General features: G+C 44.9%; 14 protein-coding genes. All 14 read right to left on the reverse strand.

The window, feature by feature from the left end; all coding sequences use genetic code 11:
- Positions 1 to 80 precede the first annotated feature (80 nt).
- Positions 81 to 1,040, reverse strand: coding sequence for a D-2-hydroxyacid dehydrogenase (locus IAE45_RS09985; protein ID WP_200126338.1), 960 nt, complete (start codon positions 1,038 to 1,040; stop codon positions 81 to 83).
- Complete coding sequence (locus tag IAE45_RS09990) at positions 1,037 to 2,368, reverse strand: APC family permease (protein ID WP_010747783.1); 1,332 nt, start codon at positions 2,366 to 2,368, stop codon at positions 1,037 to 1,039. Before IAE45_RS09990 ends, IAE45_RS09985 begins: the two co-directional genes overlap by 4 nt.
- A gap of 122 nt (positions 2,369 to 2,490) precedes the next feature.
- Positions 2,491 to 3,711 carry an MFS transporter gene (locus tag IAE45_RS09995; RefSeq protein WP_200126340.1) on the reverse strand — a complete coding sequence of 407 codons (1,221 nt, stop codon included), beginning with the start codon at positions 3,709 to 3,711 and terminating at the stop codon, positions 2,491 to 2,493.
- Between the two features lie 188 nt (positions 3,712 to 3,899).
- The gene (locus IAE45_RS10000) at positions 3,900 to 4,499 is read right to left on the reverse strand and encodes a YczE/YyaS/YitT family protein (RefSeq protein ID WP_005225521.1); all 600 of its coding nucleotides are present in this window, start codon (positions 4,497 to 4,499) and stop codon (positions 3,900 to 3,902) included.
- A gap of 107 nt (positions 4,500 to 4,606) precedes the next feature.
- Positions 4,607 to 6,091 (reverse strand): response regulator transcription factor, encoded by a 1,485-nt coding sequence (locus IAE45_RS10005; RefSeq protein WP_005225520.1) that lies wholly within the window; start codon positions 6,089 to 6,091, stop codon positions 4,607 to 4,609.
- On the reverse strand, positions 6,084 to 7,832 hold the full coding sequence (locus IAE45_RS10010; RefSeq protein ID WP_015509311.1) for a sensor histidine kinase: 1,749 nt from the start codon (positions 7,830 to 7,832) through the stop codon (positions 6,084 to 6,086). The genes IAE45_RS10005 and IAE45_RS10010 overlap by 8 nt, the downstream gene beginning before the upstream one ends.
- Positions 7,825 to 8,445 (reverse strand): DUF624 domain-containing protein, encoded by a 621-nt coding sequence (locus IAE45_RS10015; protein ID WP_115232105.1) that lies wholly within the window; start codon positions 8,443 to 8,445, stop codon positions 7,825 to 7,827. The genes IAE45_RS10010 and IAE45_RS10015 overlap by 8 nt, the downstream gene beginning before the upstream one ends.
- A gap of 278 nt (positions 8,446 to 8,723) precedes the next feature.
- Entirely contained in the window at positions 8,724 to 10,193 is a 1,470-nt protein-coding gene (locus IAE45_RS10020; RefSeq protein WP_005225517.1) for an ABC transporter substrate-binding protein, read from the reverse strand.
- Positions 10,194 to 10,220: 27 nt separating this feature from the next.
- A complete protein-coding gene (locus IAE45_RS10025) occupies positions 10,221 to 11,141 on the reverse strand; it encodes a carbohydrate ABC transporter permease (protein WP_200126342.1) in 921 nt (306 codons plus the stop codon).
- Positions 11,142 to 11,154: 13 nt separating this feature from the next.
- On the reverse strand, positions 11,155 to 12,036 hold the full coding sequence (locus tag IAE45_RS10030; protein ID WP_086294872.1) for an ABC transporter permease: 882 nt from the start codon (positions 12,034 to 12,036) through the stop codon (positions 11,155 to 11,157).
- A 240-nt stretch (positions 12,037 to 12,276) separates the two neighbouring features.
- Entirely contained in the window at positions 12,277 to 13,668 is a 1,392-nt protein-coding gene (locus tag IAE45_RS10035) for a glycoside hydrolase family 1 protein (RefSeq protein ID WP_200126344.1), read from the reverse strand.
- Entirely contained in the window at positions 13,661 to 14,536 is an 876-nt protein-coding gene (locus tag IAE45_RS10040) for an ROK family protein (RefSeq protein ID WP_200126346.1), read from the reverse strand. Before IAE45_RS10040 ends, IAE45_RS10035 begins: the two co-directional genes overlap by 8 nt.
- A gap of 3 nt (positions 14,537 to 14,539) precedes the next feature.
- Positions 14,540 to 17,218 (reverse strand): alpha-mannosidase, encoded by a 2,679-nt coding sequence (locus IAE45_RS10045; RefSeq protein ID WP_200126348.1) that lies wholly within the window; start codon positions 17,216 to 17,218, stop codon positions 14,540 to 14,542.
- Between the two features lie 73 nt (positions 17,219 to 17,291).
- On the reverse strand, positions 17,292 to 18,581 hold the full coding sequence (locus IAE45_RS10050; RefSeq protein ID WP_142967119.1) for a glycoside hydrolase family 125 protein: 1,290 nt from the start codon (positions 18,579 to 18,581) through the stop codon (positions 17,292 to 17,294).
- Positions 18,582 to 18,684: the final 103 nt, after the last annotated feature.

The raw sequence follows: 18,684 nt of genomic DNA on the forward strand, positions 1-18,684 counted from the left end.
GAAATGGTTACTGTGTCGGCGAGACTAACTGCTTTGCTAGTCGCCTGCTTTGTCAAAGTCCTTTTATTTGCTCGTTTTGCTTACACGACATTTTGCGGTGTACCTGCTTTAAAACCGCTTAAGTTCGCCACAGCGATCCCCATCAAACGACGCCGCGTTTCGACGGGTGCCCAAGCGATATGCGGTGTCAAATAGCAATTTGGCGCCTGTAATAAGGGATTGTCAGCTGCGATCGGTTCTTTTGAAACGACATCTGCCGCCAAGGCTGCGATCTGCCCAGTATGCAGCGCTTCAGCAACTGCCCCTTCATTGATCAAGCCGCCACGGGCGGTATTGATCAGGATCGCAGAAGATTTCATTTGTGCCAATGCTGTGCGATCGATCATTTTTTCTGTTTCAGGAAACTGCGGAACATGAAGGCTGATGATATCTGCTTCTTGATACAATTCCGCCAGCGAAACTTGTTTTGCCCAATCTGCTTGTGCTGGTTTTGGTCGATGATTAAAGTAGATCACCTTCAACTGAAACGCATGAGCGATCGTGGCAACTGCTTGAGCAATCGCACCATATCCAATCAGCCCAATCGTTTTGCCTGCCAATTCCATCAATGGTGTCTGCCAATAAGAAAAATCTTTGCTGGTTTGCCAGTCGCCCTGATGCACGGAACGATTATGGTGTCCCACTTGATTCGTCACTTCCAGCAGCAAAGCAAAGGTCGCTTGTGCCACTGCATTGGTACTGTAGCTAGGAATATTGGTCACGGTGATTCCCTGTTCCTTCGCTGCTGCCAAATCAACGACATTGTATCCAGTTGCCAAGACCCCAATGTAGGTCAATTGCGGACATGCTTTGAGCACATCTGCGGTGATCGGTGTTTTATTTGTCAAAATTGCTTCGGCATCGCCGATTCGCTCAATAATTTCTTGTTTATCTGTATACGAGGTACGATCATACACCGTCACCTCTCCTAATTCTTCAAACCCGTGCCAAGACAAATCTCCTGGATTCAACGCATAGCCATCAAGTACAACGATCTTCATTCTTTCGCTCCTCTCGCTTTTCCTTTTGCTTTTCCATAAAAAACGGGAATTCCTAGTAACGTCACGCCAATTCCCACGACTGCTAACCACGTGTCAGTGATCAAGGTCATAATCAAGATAAAACAGCCACCTAAGATCGCAATCAAGGGAATGATTGGATAGAAGGGAACTTTATACGGACGCTTCATCTGCGGTTCTGTTTTTCGCAAACGAAAAACTCCTACAAATAATAATACACTAAAGAACCACATAACAAAAACCAGCATATCGGTCAAGAGATCAAAGGTGCCTAAAAGCATCATGATACACGCGATCCCTAATTGTAAAAAAGCCGCCGCATAGGGTGCATTGGTGGTTTTACTTAAAGTGGCAAAGGTCTTGCTGAAAGGAATCTCATCTTCCAACGCCATGGCATATGGGACCCGCAAGCCAGTCATTGTATAGCCGTTCAATGCGCCATACACAGAGATCAGGATACCGATCGTGACCAGTTTTCCGCCAAAGCTGCCAAACAAGGCCATCGCAGTTTCTGAAGCACTGTTCAAATTACCAGCGATTTGATCGATCGGCAATGTTTTTAAAAAGGCAACATTGATCAACACATACACCAAGGTAACAAAACTCAACCCAAAGATGATGGCTTTTGGTAAATCTTTTTCGGGTCGCTTCATTTCCCCAGCGACATTACCGACTCCCATCCAGCCGTCATAAGCAAAAAGGGTTGCTAAGAGGGCACTACTGATGCCAGCTGCAAGCGATCCTTGAGTATTGGAAGAAAAATCCACCAATGAGACCGATACTTGCCCTGGTGTCAACAGGCCCGCCACGATGATCACCGCAATCGGAATCAGCTTGACTGCTAACGTGACGGACTGGACTTGAGCAGCGGCTTTTGTTCCCAAAAGATTGATCAATGTCACACTCGTTCCGGTCAAAATCGATAAAGGAAGCAAATAATTGCTGGGTAGATGAAATAAGTTCAAACACTGGGTCGCAAAAATAATACTTAAAGCCGCCACGTTCGCTGGAAAGTAAATGATACTTTGTGCCCAGCCTAATAAAAAGGAGGGTAATTTTCCATAAATTCTTTCAATATATCGAATGGGTCCGCCAGTCTCAGGAATCGCCGTCGCTAACTCCGCCACCGTCAAACCGCCGCAAATCGTTAGAAAGCCGGCAAGCAGCCAGACCAACAAGGTCAAACCGGTGGATTGGGTCTGCTGGACCACAGCCGCTGCTTTGAAAAACACGCCGGCGCCGATCACCGTTCCCATTACTGTCGATAATGCCCCAAAAAAACTGATTTCTTTTTTCAATTGACTTTTCACAACATCACTTCCTTTTTAAATGAATAAGTCAAAGTATAGCGGATAGAAACTATCTTGACTAGAGGAATTTCAGAAAACAAAAAGCAAATACCATGAAAAGACGGCATTTGCTCCAAATTTTTTTATTCTTTTGTGGATTCTTGAAAAACCAGCAACGGAAGCTGTCGTTTTTTGTGCATTTGTTGAACCAAATAAATTCCTGCCAGCAAGATGATCGGGAAAACGATCGCCCCTAGAATCCCAACCTGCAGCTGTTGTCCCGTCCATTCGACGATACTGCCGACGACAGCGGGTCCGATTGAACACCCTAAATCTCCTGCTAATGCCAAATAAGCAAATAGCGCCGTTCCGCCGTTGCGAATGTATTGCGCAGAAAGACTAAAGACCCCTGGCCACATGATCCCTACGGCAAAACCGCTTAAGCCACAGCCAAGGAACCCGATCAATGGCAATGAAGCAAAGCCGATCATCATATACGCCAGTAGGCAAAGCAAAACACTCAAAAACATAAAGCGTTTCAAATCGATGCGTTCCTCAAACTTGCCGTAAAGCAAGCGGGAGATCCCCATCATCAAGGCAAAAACCATTGGCCCTGCTAAATCGCCTAGCGTCTTACTAACGCCTAAGCCCTGTTCGGCAAAGGTCGATGCCCATTGGCTGACTGCTTGTTCGCTGGCTCCAGCACAGACCATCATCACCAGAAACAGCCAAAAGCTTTTCAAGGAAAAGAGCTGCCGAGTGGTCAACCCTCGTTCTCCTTCGGCAACGATTGGCGCCAACGGGACTTTGGTAAAGAAAAACAAATTGACCAACGGGATCAGCGCCCAGATGATCGCCAAAATCGGCCACTGTTGAATACCGAACACCATGAAGAACGCAGTTGAGAACAAAACGACCCCCACGTACCCCCAGCAATAAAACGAGTGCAGCATGCTCATCGTTTTTTCCTTATGTTCCGTTGGACAGGCTTCAACGATGGGACTGACTAAGACTTCCAGCAAGCCACCGCCAATGGCATACAACAAAACCGCTGCTAACAATCCGCTAAACGGGGTCGGAAACCATAAGGGAAAAACGGCTAGACCAATCAAGCCGATCGCTGCAAAAAAATGCGCGGCTACGATCGACACTCGATAGCCGATGCGGTCTACAAAAAAGATTGCTGCAAAATCGACGGCTAACTGGGTCAAAAAGTTAAAACTAACCAGCAAAGTAATCTGGCTGATCGGTAGCTGGTATTGGCTTTGAAAGGTCAAAAATAATAAGGGGGCAAAATTATTGATGACGGCTTGAACGATGTACCCTACAAAGCAAGCCGCAATCGTCGAACGATAACTTTTCATTTTCACTTCTCCTTTACTCGTCTTATCAGTATACCAAGTCCAATAAGACAGTAACCATGGAGAAAACACTTTTTTTACCCAGAGAATCTTAAGGAAATCAGGATTTTTCTTCCCTCAGATAATTCCCTTAAATGGAAGCAGCAAAAAAGCTGTCCTCACAGACAGCTTTTTCCGACTTATTTTCAAGGCTAGGCGTTTTTCTTCCGAGCAGCGATGGTTTTCATGGTGGCTTCAAAGATTGGGCCAATAAAGACGATACACAAGAGAGTACCTAACCCAACACTGGCGCCTAACGCAAAACCGATCAAGACCATGGCTGCATCCAAGCCGATACGGATCGTTTTTTGCGTCAATTTGCTTCGTTTGTAGATCAAGGCAGTCAAGGCTTCTAACGCCGCTGATCCTTTGTTGGAAGAAACGTAGATACCAGCGCCGATCCCAAATAAGATCGGTGCAGCGAAAATAGCGATCCAAGGATAAAAAGGCAAATGAATCGATACTTTGTCCATCACTGGTTCAAAGATCCCAATCAACAGGCCTAAGCCAATCCCATTGATAAAACTGCCAATGCCTAATTCAGCACGATCAAAGACTGCAACGATCAACAAAACAATAATATTAAAACACAAACTGGCAATCCAAAAAGGGACATCGACGAAATTCAAAATTCCTAGTAAAAACGTACTGATCGTATCATATCCTTGATGGGCGGTGATCAATAAGGAAATGGCCAACGCAATCAGCCCGGTACCTATCAAAACTTGTGCAAATTTTTTGGTTTCTTTCACAACATCACGCTCTCTTCTTTATTTTTCCTCTCTTAGTTTACCGTGAAAGCGTCACAATTACTATCATTTAATCACAAAAACCAGATTTTTTTTGAAGAAATCTAAATTCAATCAAGGGATTCATAATGCTGTTCATAGGTATCGCGAAACTCTTTGGGGGTCAGACCATTCAATTTCTTAAACATTTTGGAAAAATAGTTGGTATTGTTGTAACCAATACGATCACCGATCTCACTGATCGTGGCTTTCGAATGAAGCAGCAGCTGCTGGGCTTGCTTGATCCGCACCAGATTGACGTACTGATTAAAACTCATTTCCGTTTCTTTCTTAAAGAGCTGCCCCAAATAAACGACACTGACATGCAGTTCTTCAGCCGCTGATTTGACCGTCAAATCATGGGTATAGCCTTCTTCGATCAACTGGATCGTCTTTTGAACGATCTCTGAATAGCGTTTTTGCGGCGGCTGCGATTTCGCCAACTCCAGCACATCATCAAAGAGCTGCCGCAAATCTGCCAGTGTATTAGACTCACGAATCCGTGCCAAAATCTGTTCATGGTTTTCGTGGGAAAGTACTGGCAGCTGCCGATAAATATCATTGAACAACAAGAACGAAACATAGCGAACATGCTCAGGGTCTGCTTGGGTTTGTTCCAAAATAGCGAACATTTTATCCAGCTCATGTTGGATCGTTTTGACATCCCCAATGGTCAGTGCTTTGTTAAAAGACAGAAACGGGAGTTCTTCGTTTCGCTCTAAAATATCCACGTGGATCGTCTGTTCTTGTAAGAACAGATCTGGGTAGAAGGCTTGCAGTGACTGAACCTGCTTGATTTTTTCATAGGCTTTATACAAATTCTCCCACTCGTTGATGGTCTCGCTCATAATCAACTGCCAGTCAGTACTATTGAGCTGCTGTGCCAGTGCTTTTAGATCAGCGTTGATTTGCTGCCTTGGTCCAGCAGCAGTAATGATCACTTGGTTTTCATCTAATCGCCCTGGTAAGATCAATGGCTGATCGTGTTGCTGAAAAAACGTCGTGATTTTTTGTAAGATCTCAGCAGTCCCATTGAACTGCAAAACGGTAAAGGGTGCTGCTAGTGGCACCCGCTGTTGCGCCAGCAAATGGAGGTACTCGCTTTCGTTCAATTCATCATTCAACCAAAGCAGCAGGCTTGACTCTTGATACAGTTCTTTTTCTGCCAACAGTTTTTGCTGCTCCTCTAACTCAGCTGCAATTGCTTGTACACTGCTGCGTAGTTCTTCTTTGTTAACAGGTTTGACGAGATAATTACGCACACCTAACGCCATGCCTTGTTTGACAAAGGCAAACTCCTGATAGCCTGATAGAATGATCGAGAAAAATCGATTCCCAAACGCTTGTGCTTGGCGGATCATATCGATGCCATTCATTTCTGGCATCCGAATATCCGTGATCAGCAAATCAACGGAATGCTCTTGCAAGTACTCGAGGGCTTCACTAGCACTTTTCGCTGTATGCACCACTTCAAAGCCCAGTTCTTGCCAAGGCAAGATCATTTGCAGCCCCTGCAAGATCATGTATTCATCATCAACGAACATTGCTTTATACATCTGTCTCATGCCCCCTTTGCAAACGTTTCTCATCTAAGCGGATCTTGACCGTAAACCCAGCACCTGCCTGAGACGTAACGTCCATTTGATAGGCGCCGTTGAACATGCCCCGCAACCGTTCGTGAACATTTTTGATCCCGATCGAGGTTTGGGCTCCGATCTCCTGATTTTGCAGTTCTTCTTGGATCATCGCCAACTGCTGTGCATCTGCGCCTTTGCCGTTGTCTTTGACCTCAATCACGATCTGATCGACTTCTTTATAAGCCTTGATACTGATGGCATTATCATTGCGCTGATAATCGATGCCGTGAACAAAATAGTTTTCGACAAGCGGCTGCAGCGTGAACTTCGGCAATTCCAACTGTTCTAATGCCGAATCGATGGTTACATGATAGGCGATCTTATCTGGGTAGCGCATCTGAAACAAGTAGACATATTTTTCACAAAAATCGATTTCTTCTTTTAAGGTCTTCGTCTTTTCTTGCGTCGTATTGTTCCGTAGCAGTGCCGAAAAGGCATAGACGACATCCGCCAGCTCTTCTTGGTTGCGACTCAAGGCATACATTCGAATGTATTCTAACGTGTTATACAGAAAATGCGGATTGATCTGTGCTTGCAGCGCCCGCATATCGGCGTCTCGCTGCTTGATCTCTAACGTGTAGATGTCTTTGATATACTCGTTGATACTGTAAGTCATTTGATTGATGGCTTCTGCGATTTCTTTCAGCTCTTGTTGGACATTGGCGGTATCGATCCGCTTATCAAAATTCCCTTGACTGACTTCTTTCGTCGCATAGACGATCTGCTGTACTTGCGAGGTATAGCGCTTGAAGGTCCGATGGAGCACCCATAGGACTAATAAGAGAATCCCAATCCCAAAGCTAAAGATCCAAATGGCGCTAGAAAAAATATCCCGCCAGATCACACCTTTTGACAACAAGATCAGTGACAACTCTCCGCTGACGGTCGTTTGTTTTTTGATATAAAAGTCTTTCGACAGAGTGTCGTGAATAGTTCCATGAGCCACCGCCTGATCAATTTTCGCTAAGGTCTGCTTGCTAAGGTTCGCGGCATCCTTGTATAGCCGCTGACCATTGGAGGTATACAAAAAACTGTTAATACCATGCGCTTGGTTGTCTTCTTGTCGATTGGCTAAGACATCGTCTGAGTGAAAAATCACGTAGACTTGCCCTAACGGTTGCGCATAATTACTTGGTTGGGCGATCGAACGAACAAAAAACAGACGATTTTTCAAATCGATCTGCTTGCCGCTGCGTTTTTCTCCATAAGGGGTATCTGGGGTTGCCACTAGTGTCTCATTGCTTTCATCTAGTTGAATAATGATCTCTTCGATACTAGGATGATTACGGATCAAGCGATAGAGGATGTTTGGCAAATACACACTTTGTCCCGTCTGGCGAAAAATATCATTACTATAGGAAAAATAGTCTGGCAATGAAAGCTGTAAATAATTGCGCAGCGATTCAAAAGCAGTATCCGAACTGGTAAATTCGCCTAATACCGTTGAAACGACCGCGTTTTGATCCTGCACGTATGCATCCAGCTGCATACTGGTAGCTTCCACGAGGCGTTCGCTGCTATTGAAGCGGTCTGCCCCAGTATATGCCGTCAGAACCAGCATGATAATAATCGAGATGATCACCAAAAGGACGCTATACAACTGCATCAACTGATTGATCAAAAAGTCATGTTTAAACAAACGAAAGCGCTGCTTAGTCATGTGCCAAGTCCCGATCAATGACGGTTTTTTCCTGACTGATCGCCACGTGGCACCACAAAATCAATAGACTGAAGGTTCCAAAGAGCAAGAGCCCTTTCATCATCCAAGTAAAAGCGAAAATACTGGCAATCCCCACTAACAATTTTAAAAAGGTCGCCATATGAAGAAACAGACACACGAAGGACAATTTCAGGTTATTCCACAAGGAAATCTCATAGGATGTGTCAAAAACCACACTTAGTAAGTACAGTAAGATACTCAATCCGCTGACGACAACTAAAACAAAAGAGATCATCAGCCAGATCAAGCCTTGGATCTGGGTAGCTAAATACAAGTTATACACTAAGAAACCTGTCAGTAGGAAGAAAAGATAAAACTGTTTATTGGCTTTGACAAAGACGCTGCGCCAAATGCGCCATGCGCTGCGAAAGCTTTGCTGCTCATAATTTAAACCGTCTTCGTGGATCAAGGTACTAATGGTATGAAACGCTGGACCGATCCCTAAGATTCCGCCACCTGCCAATGTCAATACGACGAAAAACAAATTCAACTTCACGATCGCCCAAATCAAGCGAAAGCCCTTGACCAACCCACTATTTGCTGTTTCTTCCATTTAAAATTCCTCCCTTATTTGTTCCCTATCGAAAATGTAGCATGATTTTAGCTTCCTACTCAAGCTACCTGAGAATCTTTTAATGCTATGTACGTTTTAGAGGCACTATGCTTGCTGCTTGAAGGTTAAAAAACAAAAGTAACGTTATTTTTCCATCAAAGATTCCGCTACTTACTTTAAAGAAAAAGCAGCCAGAAGCTAGACGTGGGAACCATTGGTCCTGATGCGTTTAGCCTCCGGCTTACTTGATCTATTGATTGGTGAGCGGCGCCTGTTGCTTATTCTTGGCTTGCACGATACTCATCAAATTGTTTTTGCATTTCATCGCGGACTTTCTCCCAGCCAGCAGTTTTTAATTCTTCGTTTAGTTTCGGAACATTTTCTTCTGGATCGATCGTTCCCGTTGCTAAACTTGCTTTGTAACGGTTCATGACATTGGCGATATTCGTGATTTCTGTTTTCACATTATCAGTCTTGAAGTTGAACCCTAAGATTGGTGATGCTTCAGCGTTAGCAATATTTTCATCACGCTCTTTGATCATATCGTCTGTGATGGATTCTTGTGTATAAAGGATCATGTTGTTCCCAGTGTTCCAAGCAGCCATGCGGGTATTTGGCAAGTAGCCATCAAGGAGACGGATTTTGTTGTCTTCGCCCTCGATTTTTTCCCATGCTTCGCCTTCAACACCCCAAACCAATCCATTCAACAATTCAGGATCGCTGTTCAACAAGCCCAACACTTCCACTGCTTTTTCTTTGTTTTTCGAAACATTCGCTACGACAAAGTTTGCCATTTGCGCTTGGCCTGTTGATTTTAATTGTTTCGTGATTGGACGTGAAACCAATTCATGACCTGCGGCATTGCTTAAGATCGTATCGCCGTAATCCATTGGTCCTTGGGTTTCTTCACGCATGAACCATGTGTTGCCTTCTAATGGGTAACCAGTCGTATTAGTGGCTGCATCAGTTGGGATCAAGCCTTCGTTGTACCATTTGTGCATCAATTTCAAGTTTTCCATTTGTTCATCATCTTCGTATTGATTGATGATCTTCGTTGTATCGCCGTCCAATTTAACAGCAAATGGGTAATCTTTCCCGATCACATAATCATAGTTTCCAGAAACATTAAAGGTTTGTCCGATCGCAAACGGTGCGATGTTTGGTTCTTCTTCTTTAAACTTCTTCAACACGTCTTCGGCATCTGCATAAGATTCGATCCCGCTAATATCCAAATCATATTTATCTAAATACTCTTTATTGAAGGTCAAGACTTGTTGGGCATAAATATTGCCGTTGACTGGAAAGGCATATAATTTTCCGTCGATCGTATTGCCTTTGATATAAGATTCGTCTAATTGATCATACGCTTCTTTGGCATATTTTGGTGCTAACTCCGTCAAATCTGCATACGCGCCTTTTTGCGCATTCGCAACATAGTTTGAGGCAAAGGAAATATCGTAGTTTTCACCCGATGAAATGATGGTACTCATTTTTTGATCCCAATCACCCCAGCCGATATACTGCAGATCGATGCGAGCGTTGGTTTTTTCTTCAATGCGTTTATTGGCGATCTCCATTAATTGATCAAAGTTTTCTGGCTTGTCCCCAACTTGATACATCAATAAAGTCGTTACGCCGTCTGCATTGTTTTCTGAGTCGGATGTTGCGCCGTTCGACCCACAGGCAGCCATTCCCAAAGTTGCCGCTGCGGCCATCCCAGCAAAAGCTGTTTTTTTCCACAAATTCATTTTTGTTTCCTCCCTATACTTATTTGATTATTCTTTGACGCCACCAATTGTCAGACCACCGACAAAATACCGTTGGAAGAATGGATAGGTGATCGCAATCGGTAAGGTTGCAACAACAACGATTGCCATGCGAGCAGTTTCGCTTGGCAAAGCGGCCAAACCACCTTGGATCTGGGCAGCCATACCAGAGCTTTTGGCTAGATAGTCCAAGTTGCTTTGAATCCGCATCAAAAGTGCTTGTAACGGCACTAAAGAGTCTTTTTGAATATACAACAATGCATTGAACCAGTCATTCCAATAGCCAAGAGCGGCAAATAGACTGATCGTTGCGATCCCTGGAACGGCTAACGGCAACACGATGGACAGAAAAATCTTCATTTCGCTGGCACCGTCGATGCGCGCAGATTCTATAATACTATCTGGTACCGTCTTTTTAAAGAAGGTCCGCATAACAAGGATATTAAAAGGCCCTAAGGCAAGGGGCAAAATCAATGCCCAAATCGTGTCTTTCAATTGGATCAAGTTGACCATCACTAAGTAATTGGCAACCATCCCTGGCGCAAACAACATGGTGATCAAAGCGAAGATCGTAAAGAAACGACGGAATGGAAAATTTGAGCGAGAGATGACATAGGCATATAGCGAAGTCATCGTTGCATTGACGAAGGTACCAAAAACAGTGATAAAAATAGATACGCCAAATGCTTGAAAAATTTTGCTGCTCATTTGTCCGCTAAACAGGTAGGTATACGCTGCGAACGAAAATTCTTGTGGACAAAAGCGATAGCCGTTTTCTGCCAAAGAGGTTTCACTGGTCAATGAGATCGCGATCACAAAGAGAAACGGCAAGACACAGGAAATCGCGAACAGACCGATCACGATATTAAAAATCAGGTTGACCGTTGGGTTAAAGGAGCGGATCTCGACTTTCGTTACTTTTTTCTTCATTTATCCATCCTCCTTAGAATAATGCTGAATCTGGTTCTAGTTTACGAACAACCAAATTCGCTGTTAGTAATAGTAATGCCCCAACCACTGATTGATAAAGGCCAGCAGCTGCGGTCATCCCGAAGTCGCCTGTGGCAGTCAGTCCATTATAAATGTACGTATCTAAAACGGAGGTGACTTGGTACAATGCCCCAGAGTTTCGTGGGACTTGATAGAAAAGTCCGAAGTCGGCACGGAAGATCCCACCGATGTTCAAAATCAACAAAACAGAAATCATTGGAATCAGCTGTGGCAACGTCACATTTTTGATCTGCTGCCATTTGCTGGCGCCATCGACCATCGCGGCTTCGTAATACGTCTGATCGATCCCGACCACTGACGCATAATAGATGATGCTGTTGTAGCCTAAGCTCTTCCAGACATTCATAAAGACGAAAATAAACGGCCACCATTTCGGATCAGCATACCAGTTGATTCCTTCACCGCCCATACCGGTGATCCATTGGTTGATGATCCCTTTGTCTGGACTCAAAAAGGCATAGACAAAGTACGAAATAACCACCCAAGAAAGGAAGTACGGCAACAGGGACATCGTGTGATACACTTTTACCAAGCGCTTATTGCGCAGCTCACTCATAATAATGGCAAAGGCAATCGCAAAGAATAGGTTGAATGCTAAAAATACGATATTGTAGAGTAGGGTATTTCTAGTGATCAGCCAAGCATCATTGGATGCAAATAAAAATTTAAAGTTATCAAAGCCGACCCATGGGCTTTGTTTCAAACTGGCAAAAAAGCCGTCTGGTGAAATGTGGAAATCTTTGAACGCCACCACATTTGCGAATACAGGTATATAGAAAAAAAAGATAAACCAGACAACACCTGGCAAAGCCATCAATATCAATGCTTTGTATTGCCAGACATTCCTCCAAAACCCCTTTTTCTTCACATCTCATCATCTCCTTCATGCTACTAGAATAACGCTTTCATCCCTAAAAAATAAGGAACAAACTAAAGATAAAATGAAACAAATTAAAGGTCTTTGTTTATATTTTGTTTTTATTCTCTAAAAACCTGAAAAACGTCCTACCTTTTGCAAGATAGGACGCTTCATTGATTTGTTTTTTATGAATGATCAGTCGACAAAGCCGTTTTGTAGAATCACTTCGTGGAACCACTCACCAGACTTTTTGATGGTCCGTTTTTGGGTAGCCAAATCGACAGCAATAAACCCGTAACGATTTTTGAATTCATTCAGCCAAGACCAATTGTCCATGCAGGTCCACATGTGATACCCGCGGCATTGGCTGCCTTCTTGGATGGCTTGGTGAACATACCGCAAATGATCTTTGATAAAGGTGATGCGGTACTCATCTTGGATCTGACCGCTGGCATCGATAAAGCGTGTTTCATCTTCGACCCCCATGCCGTTTTCTGAAATATAACAGGGGATATTGCCGTAATTGTCACGTAGGTTGATCAAGGTATCATAGATGCCTCGTTCATAGATCTCCCAGCCTCGATGGGGATTGATTTTCTTTTCTGGCCAATCATACACATCGAAGTAATCTTCTGGCATTGGTGTGTCCGCTGTTTTGGCAGAACGCTTTTGCTGCACCCGCCGTGGCTGATAATAGTTGACCCCCAAGAGATCGACCGTGTTTTCTTTAATGATCTGCAAATCTTCTGCTCTGGTTTCTGGCATGATCGCCAACTCGTTTAAGACAGCGATCAATTCTACAGGAAAGGTGCCTTTGACCGCTGGATCTAAGAAGGATCGGTTAAAAAAAGCATCTGCCAGTTGCGCAGCTTGGACATCTTTTTCATCGTTCGGATCTTTCGGATAAGTCGGTGTCAAATTCAAGATGATGCCGATTTCGCCTGATTGCTGAGATTGACGGAAGCGTTGGATCGCTAAGGCGCTGGCGAGTGCTTCATGGTAGCCGACTTGCACCGCATGTGCCAAGTTGATTTCTGCTGGGTAATGCTGTTGATACAAATACCCCATCTCCACTGGCACGATCGGTTCATTTTGCGTGAACCAATGACGGACTTGATCACCGAACAACTCAAAACACAAAGCGGCATAATCTGCAAATGCTGTGACAGTCTCGCGATTGAGCCAGCCGCCTTCTTTTTGCAGTGCCATCGGCATATCAAAATGATACAAATTGATGAAGGGTTCGATGCCATGATCGATCAAAGTGGCGAAGTACTCGCGATAAAACGCCACCGCTTGTTGATTGACCGCTCCTCTTCCTTCTGGCAGCAAGCGACTCCACTGGATCGAGGTTCGAAAAGAATTAAAGCCGATCTCTTTCATCAACGCCACATCTTCTGGGTAACGCTGCAGCAGCTGGACGGTATCTTTTGGTCCCCGTTTTTGATAAAAACGTTCTGGCTCCGTTGCGTACCAATAGTCCCAAATCGAATCGCCTTTGCCATCATCGGCCGTTCGTCCTTCAGTTTGCGGACCGCTGGCGGCGGCTCCCCACCAAAAATCTTTAGGAAAATGCAGGTTAGTCATGGGCAGTCACCTGCTCTTTGCCTAACAAGAGACAGCCGATAATCCCGCTTTTGTTCGGCAAGCCCCAAGTGACGATGTAGTCCTCCACTGGTGGTGTCTCCATATAGCCTGCCATTTGATTTTGGAAGGCTTGTTGGATTTGAGCGAGTAGATGCGGCTGATTCATGACCCCGCCGCCTAAAATGATTTTCTCAGGTGCTAAGGTCAACGTGATATTGACCAGCGCTTGCCCTAGATAAAAGGCCTGCAACCCCCAAATCTCGTGCGCTTGCGGCAAGTCTTGTCCTTTGATCCCCGTACGTCCTTCTAAAGAAGGCCCTGCGGCTAATCCTTCCAGACAGTCGCCGTGAAAAGGGCAGGTACCAGCATACGTATCTTCACTGTGGCGTTTGACATAGGTATGACCGATTTCTGGATGACCGATCCCCTCGAAAATCTTTCCTTCACGAACGACTCCTGCGCCAATGCCGGTTCCTACTGTCAAATAGACACAGCTGTCTTTGCCTTGCGCAGCTCCTTGGCGTAATTCGCCATAAGCGGCAGCATTGACATCTGTTGTCCAAGCAAATGCTGTCTCTGAGTAGCGCTTCTTCAATGCACCGAGAAAATCGAACTGCTGCCAGCCCTGTTTCGGCGTCGCTAGTATGTGGCCATAGGTCGCTTGGGTTGGATCGATCCCGATCGGACCAAAGGAACCGACCCCTAATGACACGAGATCGTAGGGATCGAAAAAGGCAAAGATCGCCGCTAACGTTTCCTCTGGTGTTGTCGTTGGGATCGACTCTTGGGCGATGATCGTCAACTGGTCATCGGCAACGGCACAAATCATTTTTGTGCCGCCGGCTTCAATTCCTCCATAAACCATCATTACTCACTCCTTTACTCCAATGGTACGAATTTCATATGGGTGTAATTGCTGATTGACGGTCGATGCTTGTTCTTCCTCTAAAAGGTTCAACAGACAGAGCGTCGCCTGCTCTTTTTGCACGTGAAAGGCAGTGGCTTGATCCGCCAAATTATAGCCCCGCAAAACGATCTGCTGGTCTTGGCGATTGCGTTTTAAGGCGGTGATAGCTACCGTCGATCCATGAGCTTCCATGTATTGGTTGCTGCTGGCTAGCTTGCCTTGATGCTTGTCGGTCTGACTTGCCGTCCAAGGAACTTGGGCAGCTTGTGCTTGGCGATACGTTTCATAACGTTCTTCAGGAGCCCCATGACAGGCTACGCCGTATTCAAAGGTGTGGCTGCCTAAGCATTGCGCTTCTGGTGTTGGGAAGTAGCCCCAATCGCCTAGCTCTCCCGTACAGCGCAACAAGGTCAAGCAGATCTGATCCTTCACGATTTCATATTCGTTCAAACCAAAATTAGAAACCGTCATGCCGCTAGTTTCATCATGCAAGTTGACAAAGGCGTGCTGATGCTGCGGATTTGTTGGGTTTTCCCAATGACTGGAAACCTGATTCGGCCGTTTTACGACTTCATAAATGCTGTCAGCTTCATGGAAATCCGTGATGATCCCTGTTGGGAATAACACTCGCAGTCGGTGATCTTTGCTTTGGTTGTTGACGGTGGTTTTAAATGCCAGGCGGTTGCTGGTTCGTTCTAAACGGATCTCCGTCTCGATCTTGAAAGCAACCAATTCTTGACTCCGCTGTGCCTTACGGAAACGGAAATCGACGACAGCTTTTTGTTCTTCTAACAAACGGTCATCTGCTGAAACGGGAATCTGCAATTCTTGCGTCAGTCGCACGATCCCCACCAGTGGATCGTTTTGTTCGATCGTCACGTGATGCGGAAATTGTGTCGATAAGATTGCTTGATCCCCTTCTGGTTGTTTGAAGATGTACTCATTGGCGATATCCCCCACATCCTCGAAAACCAGTAAATTGCGATACGTTTTTTGGGTTACTTTGTCTGTAATCGTCAAGCTGCCGTTTTCAGTAATGACGGCTTCCAAATGTGCGTTGGCAAGTTTGCGCCCTCCTTCTGAAACGATCGGGGCGCTCTCTACTGGCGTAGCGGCTTTTTCTACTAGGGCAAAGGTCTGCCATGAAAATTCTGGCAACTGATTTGCTTCAACTTGGACCTTGACAAAGCGTTTCATGAAAGGAATCCGAAAAGCATCTTTAGGCAATTCATAGTCAAAAAGAACCTCTTCTTCACTAATGATCGCAGCAACAGGGTTCCCCTCTTCATCGATCACCGAATAAGAACCTTTTGGCTTCGCCAACAATTCGTGGTAAAGCTTGCTTGGCAATCCTTCACGGAATGTTTTACGCTCAAGTTCGATCACGACTTCCACTAAACCAGAACGGGTGCTGCCAGTGGTGTTGAAGACCACGAAGGGGCGACTCTCCTCAGGAAACTGGCTCGTGTCGATGGCTGCTACTAAATTGCGTAACGCTTCATCTGCCACGAACTTGCCGATTTCATTGGCTTTTTCAAAGCGCGGCATCATTTCTCGGTGTACTTCGTCCACTGAACAGCCACAGATGCTGTCGTGAGGATGATTTTGCATTAGGGTTTTCCACGCATGATCCAACATATCGTGAGGATAGCTGCCGCTTGCTTCATAAGCCATAGTTGCTAATGGCTCCGCAACATTTTCTAATTGGCGGGAAACCTTTGTATTCCATTGTTTTAGATAAACTCGGGAAGAGGCGGTATTGGCTAGAGTATACCAACCATCGGTTTCTTGACTGGTCAATTCACCTGTGACAGTTCCTAGGTCATCTGGCAGATCTGCTTGCACCGCTTCAAGGTATTCGGTAAAGCTGGCGTGTTTGAATTCATACTCTGGGAATAGCTCGTTGGCTGTACGAATCGCTGCCGAAATGTCTTTTTGGACAGGTTGATGATCGACCCCATTCATCATTAAGTAATGATTGGTGGCACCAAATTTTTCTACATCTTGCAGTTTTTGCGTCCAAAAAGCTTTGGCTTCTGCTTTATCCACTGGAATCTCATTGCCATTGGAGTACCAGTTGGCAAAGAGTAGACCAAAGATTTGACTGCCATCTGGACCTTCCCAATGCATTTCAGAATATTGGGAAGTAAATTGATCATCGGGTAAAACTTCGTTGTCAAAGCCGATCGGTTTGACACCACGCCCAAATGCAGCACTTTCAAGATTGGCTTGCAGCATCATTTGCGGAGTTTGTCCCATATTGCCGAAGGTATCTGGGAAATACCCCAACATAACGGGGGTGCCCCACTTTTTGCTTTCTGCCATTCCAATCAGCATATTACGGGTGTTTGATTCGGCACTGATCAAAAAGTCATCTTGCAAAATATAAAACGGACCGATCTGTAATTTCCCTTGTTTGATGGCCGCTTTGACCGCCTCGCGTTTTTCAGGCCGCACTTCTAAATAGTCATCCAAGATGATCGTCTGTCCATCTAGATGGAAGCTGTGGAACTCAGGGTCATTTTCAATTAATTCTAAAAGATCATCCATCAATTCCACTAGCCGCATGTGATGCTGTTCGTAAGGCATGTACCATTCCCGATCCCAGTGGCTGTGTGAGATGATATAAACTTGTTTCTTCATTGATTTTTACTCCTCGCTGTTTGCGTCGTTGGACTGCTTTTTGTGTCATTCGAATGGTGGTGGGTCGTGCTGCTTATTTTTCCACTCGGATATCGAAATAATCCATAACCAATTCACAAAACATCATGTTCGCCCACGAGAACCATTCTCTCGTGTATTGCGAAGGATCATCGACATCGAACCCTTCATGCATCAAATTTGTACCCGCATCTGTCGCCACTAACTGATCCAAAATTCGTTTCTTTTCTTCTTTGTCAGTGGTGGTCATCCCTTCCATTGCCATGGCGATCGGCCACACATAATTTTCTGGCGTATGAGAGCTACCAATGCCTTTGGCGTATTTCCCTTCATAGAAATACGGATTTTCACTGCTCAACAACGTTTTACGGGTTTGAAGATAAAGGGGATCTTCCATGCTGCCATACCCCAAGTAAGGGGCGGCGATCAAATTCGGCACATTGCTGTCATCCATCAGGGTGCCATTGCCGAATCCATCCACTTCATAGGCGTAGACTTCTTCGCCAGCTTGGTTCGTGGTCAACCCATATGCTTTAATCCCTGCTTCGATGTCTGCTTGTAGTTTTTTCGCTTGTGCCACGATCGCTGCGTCTTCTAAAACCGTCGTAAAAATTTCTTGGATATAGCCTAAGACCACCACCGCAAACATATTGGAGGGAATCAAATAGCCGTATTTGCAGGCATCATCACTTGGTCGAAAGCCTGACCAAGTCAAGCCGACAGGTTTCACTGGTGCGCCTTTGCCGTCATGAGTCAAGGTATCTTCTTTTCGCCAGGTATCCCGTTCAAAGCGATATGGAGATTCCTCATGATTTTGTTCTGTCACAAACACCTCCAAGGCTTTTTTGATACCTGTTACAAAATCATCATTGAACTGATCGGTTCTGCTTGTGTTTTTATAGAGCAGATAGGCCAGTTGGATCGGATAACACAAAGAGTCGATCTCATATTTACGTTCCCAGATCCAATCGTTCATTTCTGTATCGTCTGTTTGGTGGCCAGCGCCATTGGCTGATTCGTTAAAGGCATTTGCGTAAGGATCGATCGTAATATAGTAGAATTGCTTTTTAACTAACCCGCTGATCATGCTTGCTAAGTCTTCATCTTCTTTGGCGATCACCAAATACGGACGAACTTGTGCAGTGGAATCTCGCAGCCACATCGCTGGAATATCCCCCGTCAGTAAAAAGGTCGTGCCATCCTCATGACGCTTGACCGTCGTTAATAGTGTATTGGCGAAAGCTGCGTTAAAATTTTTCGCCCAATCGGCATGCGTTTCTCCGCATAGATCCGTAATCGTTTCCATAAATGTTGCTACTGAAGTTGGTATTTCTTTATAAACCATTCCATCACCTTCCCTGATTTGATATATCAATTTACGAACCTAGTATATCATGAATTAATTGAATGTCTAGCGCTTTTTTAAAATAATTAAAGGGTTTTCATTT

The organism is Enterococcus sp. S53 (genome assembly GCF_016516865.1).
In the GTDB taxonomy this organism is placed as follows: Bacteria; Bacillota; Bacilli; order Lactobacillales; family Enterococcaceae; genus Enterococcus_D; species Enterococcus_D innesii.